Source organism: Cytobacillus sp. C11.1 (genome assembly GCF_058145115.1).
In genome coordinates, this window is sequence record NZ_CM176935.1 from 800,614 (window position 1) to 816,429 (window position 15,816).

The window sequence follows — 15,816 nt, forward strand, 5'->3', positions numbered from 1 at the left end:
CGCTTCCTTGAGCTTCTTGCCGCTCATCGTCCTCATGGTTTGTACTCTTACTTGGTTTCAAAAAACTTACATAAGAGAAAAAAACTAAGATGGCGATTACTCGGTTATTGCTTCTTCATTAACATTATCTAGTTTTCAAAGAACGAATAATTCAATGAGAGATTGCTCTCTCAAAACTAAACGAACAAAATACATCACGTCTCAAGTAAATATCCTTAGAAAGGAGGTGATCCAGCCGCACCTTCCGATACGGCTACCTTGTTACGACTTCACCCCAATCATCTGTCCCACCTTAGGCGGCTGGCTCCAAAAGGTTACCCCACCGACTTCGGGTGTTACAAACTCTCGTGGTGTGACGGGCGGTGTGTACAAGGCCCGGGAACGTATTCACCGCGGCATGCTGATCCGCGATTACTAGCGATTCCGGCTTCATGCAGGCGAGTTGCAGCCTGCAATCCGAACTGAGAATGGTTTTATGGGATTCGCTTAACCTCGCGGTCTCGCAGCCCTTTGTACCATCCATTGTAGCACGTGTGTAGCCCAGGTCATAAGGGGCATGATGATTTGACGTCATCCCCACCTTCCTCCGGTTTGTCACCGGCAGTCACCTTAGAGTGCCCAACTGAATGCTGGCAACTGAGATCAAGGGTTGCGCTCGTTGCGGGACTTAACCCAACATCTCACGACACGAGCTGACGACAACCATGCACCACCTGTCATCCTGTCCCCCGAAGGGGAACGCCCTATCTCTAGGGTTGTCAGGAGATGTCAAGACCTGGTAAGGTTCTTCGCGTTGCTTCGAATTAAACCACATGCTCCACCGCTTGTGCGGGCCCCCGTCAATTCCTTTGAGTTTCAGCCTTGCGGCCGTACTCCCCAGGCGGAGTGCTTAATGCGTTTGCTGCAGCACTAAAGGGCGGAAACCCTCTAACACTTAGCACTCATCGTTTACGGCGTGGACTACCAGGGTATCTAATCCTGTTTGCTCCCCACGCTTTCGCGCCTCAGCGTCAGTTACAGACCAAAGAGTCGCCTTCGCCACTGGTGTTCCTCCACATCTCTACGCATTTCACCGCTACACGTGGAATTCCACTCTTCTCTTCTGCACTCAAGTTCCCCAGTTTCCAATGACCCTCCCCGGTTGAGCCGGGGGCTTTCACATCAGACTTAAGGAACCGCCTGCGCGCGCTTTACGCCCAATAATTCCGGACAACGCTTGCCACCTACGTATTACCGCGGCTGCTGGCACGTAGTTAGCCGTGGCTTTCTGGTTAGGTACCGTCAAGGTACCGGCAGTTACTCCGGTACTTGTTCTTCCCTAACAACAGAGTTTTACGATCCGAAAACCTTCATCACTCACGCGGCGTTGCTCCGTCAGACTTTCGTCCATTGCGGAAGATTCCCTACTGCTGCCTCCCGTAGGAGTCTGGGCCGTGTCTCAGTCCCAGTGTGGCCGATCACCCTCTCAGGTCGGCTACGCATCGTTGCCTTGGTGAGCCGTTACCTCACCAACTAGCTAATGCGCCGCGGGCCCATCTGTAAGTGATAGCCGAAACCATCTTTCAGCTTTCCCTCATGTGAGGGAAAGAGTTATCCGGTATTAGCTCCGGTTTCCCGAAGTTATCCCAGTCTTACAGGCAGGTTGCCCACGTGTTACTCACCCGTCCGCCGCTGACTTCAGGGAGCAAGCTCCCATCCGTCCGCTCGACTTGCATGTATTAGGCACGCCGCCAGCGTTCGTCCTGAGCCAGGATCAAACTCTCCATATAAGAGTTGATTAAGCTCATAAGTTGTCTTTTCAAAAAAGACTAAAGAATTAACGTTGACGTTTTTGTTCGTTTAGTTTTCAAAGATCAATCCGTCGCTTAAGGCGACTTTATTATCTTATCAGATTCATTTATCTGAGTCAATAACTTTTTTAAAAATCTTTTTGGTGGAGCCTAGCGGGATCGAACCGCTGACCTCCTGCGTGCAAAGCAGGCGCTCTCCCAGCTGAGCTAAGGCCCCATATTAAATGGTCGGGAAGACAGGATTCGAACCTGCGACCCCTTGGTCCCAAACCAAGTGCTCTACCAAGCTGAGCTACTCCCCGTAAATATGGCGCGCCCGAGAGGAGTCGAACCCCTAACCTTTTGATCCGTAGTCAAACGCTCTATCCAATTGAGCTACGGGCGCATCATTATTAAATTAAATGGTGCCGAGGACCGGAATCGAACCGGTACGGTAGTCACCTACCGCAGGATTTTAAGTCCTGTGCGTCTGCCAGTTCCGCCACCCCGGCATAAAAATGGAGCGGAAGACGGGATTCGAACCCGCGACCCCCACCTTGGCAAGGTGATGTTCTACCACTGAACTACTTCCGCTTAAAAATGGTGCGGGTGAAGGGAGTCGAACCCCCACGCCTTGCGGCGCCAGATCCTAAGTCTGGTGCGTCTGCCAATTCCGCCACACCCGCATTATTAAATTAAAATGGTGAGCCATGAAGGACTCGAACCTTCGACCCTCTGATTAAAAGTCAGATGCTCTACCGACTGAGCTAATGGCTCATAATTTCATGAGAATTCCTAAATCTCGCAGAGATTAAAAAATGGTGCCGGCGAGAGGACTTGAACCCCCAACCTACTGATTACAAGTCAGTTGCTCTACCAATTGAGCTACACCGGCAATTTAATGGTGGAGGATGACGGGATCGAACCGCCGACCCTCTGCTTGTAAGGCAGATGCTCTCCCAGCTGAGCTAATCCTCCATTATTAAAGCCCGGCAGCGTCCTACTCTCACAGGGGGACAGCCCCCAACTACCATCGGCGCTGAGAAGCTTAACTTCCGTGTTCGGTATGGGAACGGGTGTGACCTTCTCGCTATCGCCACCAGACTATTTGGTTTGAAGAAAGTTCATTCCTTCAAAACTAGATAATGCATGAAGAAGTGTTGCCGAGTATCACCAATAACTTGGTTAAGTCCTCGATCGATTAGTATCAGTCAGCTCCACATGTCGCCACGCTTCCACCTCTGACCTATCAACCTGATCATCTTTCAGGGATCTTACTAGCTTGACGCTATGGGAAATCTCATCTCGAGGGGGGCTTCATGCTTAGATGCTTTCAGCACTTATCCCTTCCGCACATAGCTACCCAGCGATGCCTTTGGCAAGACAACTGGTACACCAGCGGTGCGTCCATCCCGGTCCTCTCGTACTAAGGACAGCTCCTCTCAAATTTCCTGCGCCCACGACGGATAGGGACCGAACTGTCTCACGACGTTCTGAACCCAGCTCGCGTACCGCTTTAATGGGCGAACAGCCCAACCCTTGGGACCGACTACAGCCCCAGGATGCGATGAGCCGACATCGAGGTGCCAAACCTCCCCGTCGATGTGGACTCTTGGGGGAGATAAGCCTGTTATCCCCGGGGTAGCTTTTATCCGTTGAGCGATGGCCCTTCCATGCGGAACCACCGGATCACTAAGCCCGACTTTCGTCCCTGCTCGACTTGTAGGTCTCGCAGTCAAGCTCCCTTGTGCCTTTACACTCTGCGAATGATTTCCAACCATTCTGAGGGAACCTTTGGGCGCCTCCGTTACTTTTTAGGAGGCGACCGCCCCAGTCAAACTGCCCACCTGACACTGTCTCCCGCCCCGATAAGGGGCGCGGGTTAGAATTTCAATACAGCCAGGGTAGTATCCCACCGACGCCTCCACCGAAGCTGGCGCTCCGGTTTCTACGGCTCCTACCTATCCTGTACAAGCTGTACCAAAATTCAATATCAGGCTACAGTAAAGCTCCACGGGGTCTTTCCGTCCTGTCGCGGGTAACCTGCATCTTCACAGGTACTATAATTTCACCGAGTCTCTCGTTGAGACAGTGCCCAGATCGTTACGCCTTTCGTGCGGGTCGGAACTTACCCGACAAGGAATTTCGCTACCTTAGGACCGTTATAGTTACGGCCGCCGTTTACTGGGGCTTCGATTCAAAGCTTCGCTTGCGCTAACCTCTCCTCTTAACCTTCCAGCACCGGGCAGGCGTCAGCCCCTATACTTCGCCTTGCGGCTTCGCAGAGACCTGTGTTTTTGCTAAACAGTCGCCTGGGCCTATTCACTGCGGCTCATCAGGGCTATTCACCCTAATGAGCACCCCTTCTCCCGAAGTTACGGGGTCATTTTGCCGAGTTCCTTAACGAGAGTTCTCTCGCTCACCTTAGGATTCTCTCCTCGCCTACCTGTGTCGGTTTGCGGTACGGGCACCTTTTCCCTCGCTAGAGGCTTTTCTTGGCAGTGTGGAATCAGGAACTTCGGTACTAAATTTCCCTCGCCGTCACAGCTCAGCCTGTATGGTAACGGGATTTGCCTCGTTACCGGCCTAACTGCTTGGACGCGCATATCCAACAGCGCGCTTACCCTATCCTCCTGCGTCCCCCCATTGCTCAAACGGTAAAGAGGTGGTACAGGAATATCAACCTGTTGTCCATCGCCTACGCTTTTCAGCCTCGGCTTAGGTCCCGACTAACCCTGAGCGGACGAGCCTTCCTCAGGAAACCTTAGGCATTCGGTGGATGGGATTCTCACCCATCTTTCGCTACTCATACCGGCATTCTCACTTCTAAGCGCTCCACCAGTCCTTGCGGTCTAGCTTCAACGCCCTTAGAACGCTCTCCTACCACGGACATCGCAGATGTCCATCCACAGCTTCGGTGATACGTTTAGCCCCGGTACATTTTCGGCGCGGAGTCACTCGACCAGTGAGCTATTACGCACTCTTTAAATGGTGGCTGCTTCTAAGCCAACATCCTGGTTGTCTAAGCAACTCCACATCCTTTTCCACTTAACGTATACTTTGGGACCTTAGCTGGTGGTCTGGGCTGTTTCCCTCTTGACTACGGATCTTATCACTCGCAGTCTGACTCCCATGGATAAGTCTTTGGCATTCGGAGTTTGTCTGAATTCGGTAACCCGATGAGGGCCCCTAGTCCAAACAGTGCTCTACCTCCAAGACTCTTACTACATGAGGCTAGCCCTAAAGCTATTTCGGAGAGAACCAGCTATCTCCAAGTTCGATTGGAATTTCTCCGCTACCCACACCTCATCCCCGCACTTTTCAACGTGCGTGGGTTCGGGCCTCCATCCAGTGTTACCTGGACTTCACCCTGGACATGGGTAGATCACCTGGTTTCGGGTCTACGACCACATACTCATTCGCCCTATTCAGACTCGCTTTCGCTGCGGCTCCGTCTTGTCAACTTAACCTTGCATGTAATCGTAACTCGCCGGTTCATTCTACAAAAGGCACGCTATCACCCATTAACGGGCTCTAACTACTTGTAGGCACACGGTTTCAGGTTCTCTTTCACTCCCCTTCCGGGGTGCTTTTCACCTTTCCCTCACGGTACTGGTTCACTATCGGTCACTAGGGAGTATTTAGCCTTGGGAGATGGTCCTCCCTGCTTCCGACGGGATTTCTCGTGTCCCGCCGTACTCAGGATCCACTCTGGAGGGAACGAAGTTTCAACTACAGGGCTTTTACCTTCTCTGGCCGGCCTTTCCAGACCTGTTCATTTACCTCGTTCCTTTGTAACTCCGTATAGAGTGTCCTACAACCCCAAGAGGCAAGCCTCTTGGTTTGGGCTAATCCCGTTTCGCTCGCCGCTACTCAGGGAATCGCGTTTGCTTTCTCTTCCTCCGGGTACTTAGATGTTTCAGTTCCCCGGGTCTGCCTTCCATACCCTATGTATTCAGGTAAAGATCCTATCCCATTACGGATAGGGGGTTTCCCCATTCGGAAATCTCCGGATCAAAGCTTACTTACAGCTCCCCGAAGCATATCGGAGTTAGTCCCGTCCTTCATCGGCTCCTAGTGCCAAGGCATTCACCGTGCGCCCTTTCTAACTTAACCTACTTCGGCCGCTGATCGACTGCGAATCTCTGCGTCAGCTTCGTCACTGTGCTCCTCACGTACTCTCGTACGCTCCGGTGCTCGTTCGGTCGCTTCCTTGAGCTTCTTGCCGCTCATCGTCCTCATGGTTTGTACTCTTACTTGGTTTCAAAAAACTTACATAAGAGAAAAAAACTAAGATGGCGATTACTCGGTTATTGCTTCTTCATTAACATTATCTAGTTTTCAAAGAACGAATAATTCAATGAGAGATTGCTCTCTCAAAACTAAACGAACAAAATACATCACGTCTCAAGTAAATATCCTTAGAAAGGAGGTGATCCAGCCGCACCTTCCGATACGGCTACCTTGTTACGACTTCACCCCAATCATCTGTCCCACCTTAGGCGGCTGGCTCCAAAAGGTTACCCCACCGACTTCGGGTGTTACAAACTCTCGTGGTGTGACGGGCGGTGTGTACAAGGCCCGGGAACGTATTCACCGCGGCATGCTGATCCGCGATTACTAGCGATTCCGGCTTCATGCAGGCGAGTTGCAGCCTGCAATCCGAACTGAGAATGGTTTTATGGGATTCGCTTAACCTCGCGGTCTCGCAGCCCTTTGTACCATCCATTGTAGCACGTGTGTAGCCCAGGTCATAAGGGGCATGATGATTTGACGTCATCCCCACCTTCCTCCGGTTTGTCACCGGCAGTCACCTTAGAGTGCCCAACTGAATGCTGGCAACTGAGATCAAGGGTTGCGCTCGTTGCGGGACTTAACCCAACATCTCACGACACGAGCTGACGACAACCATGCACCACCTGTCATCCTGTCCCCCGAAGGGGAACGCCCTATCTCTAGGGTTGTCAGGAGATGTCAAGACCTGGTAAGGTTCTTCGCGTTGCTTCGAATTAAACCACATGCTCCACCGCTTGTGCGGGCCCCCGTCAATTCCTTTGAGTTTCAGCCTTGCGGCCGTACTCCCCAGGCGGAGTGCTTAATGCGTTTGCTGCAGCACTAAAGGGCGGAAACCCTCTAACACTTAGCACTCATCGTTTACGGCGTGGACTACCAGGGTATCTAATCCTGTTTGCTCCCCACGCTTTCGCGCCTCAGCGTCAGTTACAGACCAAAGAGTCGCCTTCGCCACTGGTGTTCCTCCACATCTCTACGCATTTCACCGCTACACGTGGAATTCCACTCTTCTCTTCTGCACTCAAGTTCCCCAGTTTCCAATGACCCTCCCCGGTTGAGCCGGGGGCTTTCACATCAGACTTAAGGAACCGCCTGCGCGCGCTTTACGCCCAATAATTCCGGACAACGCTTGCCACCTACGTATTACCGCGGCTGCTGGCACGTAGTTAGCCGTGGCTTTCTGGTTAGGTACCGTCAAGGTACCGGCAGTTACTCCGGTACTTGTTCTTCCCTAACAACAGAGTTTTACGATCCGAAAACCTTCATCACTCACGCGGCGTTGCTCCGTCAGACTTTCGTCCATTGCGGAAGATTCCCTACTGCTGCCTCCCGTAGGAGTCTGGGCCGTGTCTCAGTCCCAGTGTGGCCGATCACCCTCTCAGGTCGGCTACGCATCGTTGCCTTGGTGAGCCGTTACCTCACCAACTAGCTAATGCGCCGCGGGCCCATCTGTAAGTGATAGCCGAAACCATCTTTCAGCTTTCCCTCATGTGAGGGAAAGAGTTATCCGGTATTAGCTCCGGTTTCCCGAAGTTATCCCAGTCTTACAGGCAGGTTGCCCACGTGTTACTCACCCGTCCGCCGCTGACTTCAGGGAGCAAGCTCCCATCCGTCCGCTCGACTTGCATGTATTAGGCACGCCGCCAGCGTTCGTCCTGAGCCAGGATCAAACTCTCCATATAAGAGTTGATTAAGCTCATAAGTTGTCTTTTCAAAAAAGACTAAAGAATTAACGTTGACGTTTTTGTTCGTTCAGTTTTCAAAGATCAATCCGTCGCTTAAGGCGACTTTATTATCTTATCAGATTCATTTATCTGAGTCAATAACTTTTTTTAAATCTTTTTTGGTATGTCGCTGTCTCGCAGCAACGAATATAAATATATCACCATAGCGGACAAGTTGCAATATGTTTTTATCTTTTTTATTCCTAAAAAACAAAGAAAAAATATTCCCATTATTCTGCTCGCAAAAAAAGAAATTGCATACAACCTGACTGTAGAATCGGTCTTATCTGAAGCCCGTTTTCCTCTTATAGTTCGATGATCTCCCGCACTCGGATTTAGACAAATAAAAAAGGCAAAACACATTACCTGTGCTTTGCCTTTATAAATAAAGCTAATTAATTAACGATGGCGCATTAATGGGAATAATAGAACATCTCTAATAGAAGGAGAGTTTGTTAATAGCATGACAATGCGGTCGATTCCGATGCCCAATCCCCCTGTTGGAGGCATACCGTATTCAAGAGCTTCAATGAAGTCATCATCCATCATGTGAGCTTCATCATTGCCTTGCTCACGTTCTTTAAGCTGAGCTTCAAAACGTTCACGCTGGTCAATTGGGTCATTTAGCTCTGTGAATGCATTTGCATGCTCACGCGCTACAATGAATAACTCAAAACGATCTGTAAAACGCGGATCCTCGTCGTTTTTCTTTGCAAGCGGAGAAATCTCTACTGGATGTCCATAAATGAATGTTGGCTGAATAAGCTTCTCTTCAACCTTCTGCTCGAAGAATTCATTAACAATATGGCCGTATTCCATGTTGTCTTTAATCTCTATCCCATGCTCTTTAGCAAGCTGCTGCGCCTCTTCCTTGCTTGTTTCCTTCCAGAAGTCAACGCCTGTATATTCTTTAATGGCATCTACCATATGAAGCCTTTTCCATTCAGGTTTAAGGTTTACCTCGTACTCACCATATTGAACAGTAGTCGTTCCAAGCACTTCCTGGGCGATATGGGCGATGAGGTTTTCAGTCAAACTCATGATATCTCTGTAGTCTGCATAAGCTTCATATAACTCAATCATCGTGAATTCAGGATTGTGACGGGTTGATACACCCTCATTCCGGAATACACGTCCAATTTCATAAACTTTTTCAAGGCCGCCGACAATTAGGCGCTTCAGATGGAGCTCAATGGCTATACGCATATAGAGCTCCATATCCAAAGCATTATGGTGTGTAATAAAAGGACGTGCGGATGCTCCGCCTGCAATCGAATGCATCATAGGCGTTTCCACTTCCAAATATCCATGGTCATCAAGATAGCGGCGCATTGATTGAATAATGCGGCTGCGCGTGATGAAAGTTTGCTTGCTTTCCTGGCTCATAATAAGATCCAGGTAACGCTGGCGATAACGCTGTTCAACATCTTTTAATCCATGGAACTTATCAGGAAGCGGGCGTAAAGATTTTGTCAGAAGTTCAAACTCCTGGGCTTTGACAGACAGTTCGCCCACTTTTGTTTTGAAAAGTGTTCCGGTAACCCCTACGATATCCCCCAGATCAGCAGATTCGAAAATAGAGTAGTTATCTTCTCCGACTGCATCTTTACGGACATAGATTTGGATTTGGCCTGATAAATCTTGTATATGAGCAAAGCCGGCTTTCCCTTTTCCTCGTTTAGTCATGATTCGGCCAGCCAGTGTGACAGAAACATCCTTTTCTTCAATCTCTTCCTTTTCCAGCTCTTCATATTCCGCTATTAAGTCATGGCTCTGATGGGAACGCTCAAAGCGTTTTCCAAATGGATCCATTCCTTTTTCGCGCAAGCTGTTCATTTTTTCGCGTCTTACTTTTAATTGGTCATTTAATTCTTCATGACTCTGGCTCACTGAAATCATCTCCATTTTGTAAATCTTTTTATGTACGCATAAGGACTGCGAGTTCAATAAATGTATATCTCTATTATTTTACACAATGACGTTAAAACAGACATCCTAAATATTTAAATAGAATAAAAACTGCCAGTTCACGCACTGGCAGTTTCTCTATATCAAAAGTATTATAGGCAAAGAACGACAGCATGTCAAACTTTCTGCCGCTTATCCAGCCTGGGTTTGGTTTCTTTCTTTTTCTTCTGCATCAATGACAAGAGCGTTTAGCAGCGTTACAAGTTCTTCTCTTGTATTGCACTCATTGATGGCATTACGGACTTTCGCATTGCCCCGGACTCCTTTAAGATACCATGCTGCATGCTTTCTCATTTCGCGTATTGCGATGTTTTCGCCTTTTAATGAAATCAGGCGGTCAAGGTGAAGAATACATACATCAATTTTTTCGCGTACTGGAGGCTCACCCATTAATTCTCCAGTTTCAAGGTATTTTACTGTCCGGTAAATCATCCATGGATTTCCTAGTGCGGCACGGCCGATCATGACTCCGTCACAGCCAGTTTCGTCTAGCATGCGCTTTGCATCCTGAGGTGTTTGCACATCACCATTTCCGATTAACGGAATGTTGATATTCTGTTTTACCTCGCGAATAATATCCCAATTTGCTTTTCCTTCATACATCTGTACACGTGTACGGCCGTGAAGGGCTACTGCTTTCCCGCCTGCACGCTCAACAGCTTGAGCATTTTTAACAGCATAGATGTGATCTTCATCCCAGCCCATGCGCATTTTCACTGTAACAGGCTTCTCAACAGCATCTGTTACTGCAGAAACCATTTCATAAATTTTATCTGGGTCAAGGAGCCATTTAGCACCTGCATCACATTTTGTGATTTTGGGAACAGGGCATCCCATATTGATGTCTATAATATCTGCATTTGTATTTTTATCAACGAATTTGGCCGCTTCAACAAGCGTTTCTCTTTTGCCTCCAAATATTGCAGGCTTAACGGCTTTTCTCTTTCATCGATGTAGAGCATGTTCATTGTTTTTTCGTTTTTGAAAACAATTCCTTTGTCGCTGACCATCTCAGCGCAGACAAGTCCGGCGCCGAATTCTTTTACAGTCAGACGAAAAGCGGAGTTGCACACTCCAGCCATGGGAGCAAGGACAACCCGATTTTTCATCTCAATATCGCCAATCTTGAACATTGCTGTACTGTACCTCCCGTTAATTTTAAGCTCTGTAAAACTTCTGTTGATTTACCGCTGCATTCAACAGGGGCTAATATTAACATTGAACTTTAACACAGCCAATTTTAGAAATGTATATATTAATCATGCTCCTGCTTTGGAGCCAATTCTTCTTGTGTAACATTAAGCGCAAAAGCAATCTGTTCAATTAAGGCCGGGGCCGGCAATCGGTTTCCTCTTTCAATTTCTCCTAAAATTGAAACCGATACACCCAGTTCTTTTGCAAAACCTTCTTGTGTAAAGCCTTTTAACTTTCGAAAAGCGCGAATACGTCTTCCCCATTTTTCCGCTTCCATATCCGAACTCCCTCTCTGTCAGGTATATCCTCCAGTATTGAATCAAGAGGCCTCTCCATCTTCGGAAGCCTGATGCTGGAGTCAATCTCTAAAAGAGGAATAAGGACAAATGCTCTTTCATGCATCCGAGGATGAGGAACAATAAGCTTCTCTGTTTCAATATTTTCGTGATTATACAGCAAAATGTCAAGGTCTAATGTGCGAGGACCCCACCGGATTTCCCTTTTTCTGCCAAGATCCAATTCTGTTTCAAGGCATGCATCCAGCAGTTCAAAAGGGTTTAAGGCTGTTGAAACTTGGATAGCCATATTTAGAAATTGTTCTTGATTTTCATAGCCGACCGGGTCGGTTTCATAGATAGAAGAAGTATTTACCACTTCAACTTCAGGAAGCTGACCAATCCTTTTGATTGCTTCTTTTAAATTATCATAACGGTTTCCAATGTTGGAACCAAGCGCCATATAAGCTGTATTTTCCATTATCGGCCCCTCGTAATTTCAACTGCAACCGATTTATAGTGGCCCGGAATGGGTGGATCTGGCTTAATCACTTTAACAGTCAGCTGGGAAACCAGCGGGAAACGTTCTAATAGGTCTCCTGCCAGCTTCTCTGCCACTGCCTCTATAAGTTTAAAAGGCTTTCCCTCTACAACTTCTTTGCAAGCCGTGTACAACTCACCATAATTAATGGAGTCATCAAGATTATCTGTTTCTCCTGCTTTTTTCAAGTCTGTTTCCACAATCAGGTCGACAACAAATCGCTGGCCGAGGCGGGTTTCTTCAGGAAAGACTCCATGGTACCCATAGAACTCCATTTGGCTAACATAGATTTTATCCATTGTACTCACCTTTTCCCATCATGGCATCCATCATTTTTGCCATCCTGCTCATTTCCTTCACATCATGAATGCGGATCATTTGGCAGCCCTTTTGGATTCCATAACAAACGGTTGCTCCTGTCCCTTCTGTCCGCTCCTCGACCGGAAGATCCAGGATTGTTCCAATCATCCGCTTTTTTGATGTTCCAAGCAGGACAGGATAGCCGATTGCCACAAGCTTGTCCAAGTCCCTCATCATTTCCAGGTTATAGTTAAGGTCTTTCGCAAAACCAATACCCGGATCAAGGATAATGTTCTCGTCCTTTACACCGGCTGACTTAACCAATGTGATACTTTCATATAAGTCATTCATGACGTCACGGAAAAATGATGTATATTCCATGTCTTTGCGATTATGCATTAAGATAATCGGTGCCTGTGTTTCCGCTGCGACGGTTGCCATATCAGGATCTGCCTTCGCACCCCACACGTCATTAATAATATGCGCTCCAGCTTCAATAGCCCGCTTCGCTACTTCAGCCTTATAGGTATCAATTGATAGGGGAACATCAACTTCCTTTGAAATCGCCTCGATAACAGGAAGAACCCTTTCCAGTTCCTCCTGTGCAGGTACTGCAGCAAACCCGGGACGCGTTGACTCTCCTCCAATGTCTATAATATCCGCTCCGTTTTCAACCATTTCAATTGCATGTTTGATGGCTTGATCTAGATGATTATATTTCCCGCCATCCGAAAAAGAATCAGGCGTTGCATTCAGAATTCCCATAACAAGTGTTTTGTTACCATAATCTAATGTATATGAACCGCATTGGATTGTTGTTTTAAACATTATGAAACCTCCTACATTTCCTTCCTGCTCCACAAACGTTCGCATTGCCGTTCATAGTGTGACAGGAGCTTTGATGTTATTTCACCGGAAAGACCAGGTAACGGGTGTTCATCAAACGAAGAGATCGGTACAATTTCCTGAATGGAATTGGTCACGAAAGCTTCATTCGCCTTCCAGACGTCCTCTGGCCTGTACAATCCTTCTCGCACACTCAACCCCATTGTTTCTGCCAGCCTAATAACAAATTTTCTGGTAATGCCATTAAGGATACCTGTTTCAATAGAAGGAGTGAATAGTAAATGATCTTTAATCCAGAATAGGTTTGATACAACCCCTTCGGCCAAAAAGCCTTCCTTTGTTAAAAATACGCCTTCTATACCAGGATCTTTTCCAGCTTCTCTTTTTGCAAGGATATTATTTAAGTAATGATGTGACTTTAAGCGTTCTTCTCCTTCAGGTGTATTGCGGGGAATGTTCAGCCGTACTGCCCGCTTTTCCTGCCTAGGCATTGGCGGAAGCGGTTTGCAAAATATGATTGTATTCGGTTTTGTATAAGCATCAGTCTGAAGGCCAATCTCTCCCGTCCCCGCTGATACATTCATCCTGATATACGCATTTTTAAGCCCGTTTTTTTCAAGAAGCTTTTCCAATGATTCGGCCACTTGTCCCCTTGTAAAGCTCGCTTCTATATTTAAAACCTCTAAACCTTGATTAAGCCGCTCCAGATGGTCATCAAGCAAAAATGGATGCCCGTTATATACCCGAAAAGTTTCAAAAAGCCCCATGCCATACAAGAACCCATGGTCAAAAGGAGATATCGCTGCCTCTTCTTTTTTAATCACATCGCCGTTCAAATAGATATACAAGGTTTATAGCCCCTCTGTCAGTAAAGTGGCTTTATAGTGATTAATAAAATTCTGCAGTAATTCCTTACCGGACGTAGTCATTATCGATTCGGGATGGAACTGGACTCCTTCAACCGGGAGCTCCTTATGGCGCAGGGCCATTACTTCGCCTTCAGCTGTCCAGGCAGATACCTCCAGACAAGAAGGGAGAGTTTCCCTTTTGACAATCAATGAATGGTAGCGGGTAGCCGGGAATGGGTTAGGCAGTCCTTTAAATATCGTCTTACCGTCATGAAAAATCTCAGATGTTTTTCCATGCATAAGCCGTTCTGCCTGCACCACATCACCACCAAACACCTGTGCAATCGACTGATGGCCAAGGCAAACGCCAAAAACAGGAATTTTCCCTGAAAATGCTTCAATCGCTTCTAGGCTGATGCCCGCTTCATTCGGACTGCACGGTCCCGGAGAGATCATTAAAAACTTGGGCTGCAAATCGCTAATTTCGGATATGGAAGTCTCATCGTTTCTTTTTACATGCAGCTCTTCGCCCAATTCACCTAGATATTGTACGAGGTTATAAGTAAAAGAATCATAATTATCGATCATATATATCATAGCTGATCCCCTTTTGCCTGTTCTGCGAGTTCTTTTGCTTTCCAAAGAGCAATTGCTTTTTTCAGCGATTCTTTATATTCATTCTTTGGATTGGAATCAATAACAATACCGGCACCTGCCTGAACATGCGCCTTTCCTTCCTTCACTACCATCGTCCGTATAATAATATTTAGCTCCAGATCACCGCTGAAGTTAATCCATCCAAGCGAACCTGTGTAAGGTCCCCTTGTAACCGGCTCCAGTTCTTCAATAATTTCCATCGTCCGAACCTTTGGAGCTCCTGTGATTGTACCACCAGGAAATACGGCATCGATTATATCAACTGCATTTTTACCTTCTGCAATTTGTCCCTTTACATTGGAGACAATGTGCATAACATGCGAGTATTTTTCAATCACCATAAACTCATCGACTGTAACCGTTCCATATTTACAGACCCTGCCCAGGTCATTTCGTTCTAAATCGACTAGCATAACGTGCTCTGCACGCTCTTTTTCATTTTCGATCAGCTCACAGGCAAGCTTAAGGTCCTCCTCATGGTCCTTCCCGCGGGATCTTGTCCCTGCAATCGGCCGAGTGCTGACTTCACTTCCCTTTTTCTTAATCAAAAGCTCCGGTGATCCGCTCACAAGCTGGTATTCAGGGGTATGAAAATAACCCATATACGGCGACGGATTTAAAGCCCTCAGCTGTTCGTACACTTCCATCGCTTCCAACTGAATGGGGCGGCTTTGGCGTACAGACAGGTTTACCTGGAATACATCTCCCTGTGAAATATATTCCTGTACTCTCCGTACAGCGGACATAAACTCTTCTTCATTCATAGATACATCAGAATCTATTTCATTCTGTTGCCGCCCCTCTTTAGCAGCAGGCTCCGTATCATTTTCTTGCCAGGTCTGTTCCCACTCCCTGGCCCTTTTATCAATTGATTGCTCTTCTCCTTTTTCATATAAGAAAAGCAGAGAAAGTGTTCCCTTCTCATGGTCAAAAACAAAGAACTCTTTAAATACGAAAAAGTGTATATCCGGTATTTGAAGATCATCTTTTGCATCATTCGGAAGCTTTTCAATATACCGTGCGTAATCATAGCTGATAAATCCAATAGCTCCTCCTTGGAAATCAGGGAGTTCGTCCAGCTTTTCCACTTGATAGTGGTTTAGCCAACTCTGCATTAAGTGAAGAGGATTTCCTTCAAGTATTTGTCTTTGGCCATTCTGGCGTATCTCAAGCTTGGAATCCTTACCTGTTAAAATCGCTTCCGGATCAAAAGCTGCGATGCTGTACCGGCCGCCTCTCCCGCTCTCAAGCAAAACATGATGCTCCCTTCCTTCTGCCAGCCTGCGGTATTGTCGGAAGAAATGATTATATGAAAAAGGTATCTCTTTTGCATGTATGTGAAGTTGATTCAATAGAAAAGTCACCCCTAAATATTTCTCTTTTTTCATCATACATGATGTA

General features: G+C 47.2%; 8 protein-coding genes, 9 tRNA genes, 4 rRNA genes and 1 pseudogene. All 22 read right to left on the reverse strand.

Going from position 1 to position 15,816, the window contains the following annotated elements:
* Positions 1 to 219 precede the first annotated feature (219 nt).
* The 22 genes and pseudogenes from AC3ZVC_RS04115 to pabB all read right to left on the reverse strand — a co-directional run bounded on the left by AC3ZVC_RS04115 (position 220) and on the right by pabB (position 15,767).
* Positions 220 to 1,769: ribosomal RNA gene (locus tag AC3ZVC_RS04115) — 16S ribosomal RNA — on the reverse strand.
* A gap of 162 nt (positions 1,770 to 1,931) precedes the next feature.
* A tRNA-Ala gene (locus tag AC3ZVC_RS04120) sits at positions 1,932 to 2,007 on the reverse strand.
* 8 nt (positions 2,008 to 2,015) lie between these two features.
* Positions 2,016 to 2,092 (reverse strand) — tRNA-Pro (locus AC3ZVC_RS04125).
* 6 nt (positions 2,093 to 2,098) lie between these two features.
* Positions 2,099 to 2,175, reverse strand: a tRNA-Arg gene (locus tag AC3ZVC_RS04130).
* 17 nt (positions 2,176 to 2,192) lie between these two features.
* Positions 2,193 to 2,281, reverse strand: a tRNA-Leu gene (locus tag AC3ZVC_RS04135).
* Between the two features lie 7 nt (positions 2,282 to 2,288).
* Positions 2,289 to 2,363, reverse strand: a tRNA-Gly gene (locus AC3ZVC_RS04140).
* A 7-nt stretch (positions 2,364 to 2,370) separates the two neighbouring features.
* A tRNA-Leu gene (locus AC3ZVC_RS04145) sits at positions 2,371 to 2,455 on the reverse strand.
* 15 nt (positions 2,456 to 2,470) lie between these two features.
* Positions 2,471 to 2,546: transfer RNA gene (locus tag AC3ZVC_RS04150), tRNA-Lys, on the reverse strand.
* A 42-nt stretch (positions 2,547 to 2,588) separates the two neighbouring features.
* A tRNA-Thr gene (locus tag AC3ZVC_RS04155) sits at positions 2,589 to 2,664 on the reverse strand.
* Between the two features lie 7 nt (positions 2,665 to 2,671).
* Positions 2,672 to 2,747: transfer RNA gene (locus AC3ZVC_RS04160), tRNA-Val, on the reverse strand.
* Between the two features lie 9 nt (positions 2,748 to 2,756).
* Positions 2,757 to 2,873 (reverse strand): 5S ribosomal RNA (gene rrf / locus AC3ZVC_RS04165).
* A 77-nt stretch (positions 2,874 to 2,950) separates the two neighbouring features.
* A 23S ribosomal RNA gene (locus AC3ZVC_RS04170) occupies positions 2,951 to 5,885 on the reverse strand.
* A gap of 309 nt (positions 5,886 to 6,194) precedes the next feature.
* Positions 6,195 to 7,744, reverse strand: a 16S ribosomal RNA gene (locus AC3ZVC_RS04175).
* The 16S, 23S and 5S rRNA genes sit together here with 9 tRNA genes alongside, the layout of an rRNA operon.
* 441 nt (positions 7,745 to 8,185) lie before the next feature.
* Positions 8,186 to 9,676 (reverse strand): lysine--tRNA ligase, encoded by a 1,491-nt coding sequence (lysS, locus tag AC3ZVC_RS04180; RefSeq protein WP_490066353.1) that lies wholly within the window; start codon positions 9,674 to 9,676, stop codon positions 8,186 to 8,188.
* Between the two features lie 210 nt (positions 9,677 to 9,886).
* A pseudogene (gene dusB / locus AC3ZVC_RS04185) lies at positions 9,887 to 10,887 on the reverse strand (tRNA dihydrouridine synthase DusB).
* Positions 10,888 to 11,009: 122 nt separating this feature from the next.
* The gene (locus tag AC3ZVC_RS04190) at positions 11,010 to 11,225 is read right to left on the reverse strand and encodes a helix-turn-helix domain-containing protein (protein WP_144546071.1); all 216 of its coding nucleotides are present in this window, start codon (positions 11,223 to 11,225) and stop codon (positions 11,010 to 11,012) included.
* Positions 11,177 to 11,704, reverse strand: a complete 528-nt coding sequence (gene folK / locus AC3ZVC_RS04195; RefSeq protein ID WP_490066357.1) for a 2-amino-4-hydroxy-6-hydroxymethyldihydropteridine diphosphokinase — start codon at positions 11,702 to 11,704, stop codon at positions 11,177 to 11,179. The genes AC3ZVC_RS04190 and folK overlap by 49 nt, the downstream gene beginning before the upstream one ends.
* Entirely contained in the window at positions 11,704 to 12,063 is a 360-nt protein-coding gene (gene folB, locus AC3ZVC_RS04200) for a dihydroneopterin aldolase (RefSeq protein ID WP_490066361.1), read from the reverse strand. Before folB ends, folK begins: the two co-directional genes overlap by 1 nt.
* Positions 12,056 to 12,892: a dihydropteroate synthase gene (gene folP / locus AC3ZVC_RS04205; protein WP_490066365.1), complete on the reverse strand. Its 837-nt coding sequence runs from the start codon at positions 12,890 to 12,892 to the stop codon at positions 12,056 to 12,058. Before folP ends, folB begins: the two co-directional genes overlap by 8 nt.
* An 11-nt stretch (positions 12,893 to 12,903) precedes the next feature.
* Positions 12,904 to 13,758: an aminodeoxychorismate lyase gene (gene pabC, locus AC3ZVC_RS04210; RefSeq protein ID WP_490066367.1), complete on the reverse strand. Its 855-nt coding sequence runs from the start codon at positions 13,756 to 13,758 to the stop codon at positions 12,904 to 12,906.
* A 3-nt stretch (positions 13,759 to 13,761) separates the two neighbouring features.
* On the reverse strand, positions 13,762 to 14,355 hold the full coding sequence (gene pabA, locus AC3ZVC_RS04215) for an aminodeoxychorismate/anthranilate synthase component II (RefSeq protein ID WP_490066370.1): 594 nt from the start codon (positions 14,353 to 14,355) through the stop codon (positions 13,762 to 13,764).
* Positions 14,352 to 15,767 carry an aminodeoxychorismate synthase, component I gene (gene pabB / locus AC3ZVC_RS04220; RefSeq protein WP_490066375.1) on the reverse strand — a complete coding sequence of 472 codons (1,416 nt, stop codon included), beginning with the start codon at positions 15,765 to 15,767 and terminating at the stop codon, positions 14,352 to 14,354. Before pabB ends, pabA begins: the two co-directional genes overlap by 4 nt.
* Positions 15,768 to 15,816 lie beyond the last annotated feature (49 nt).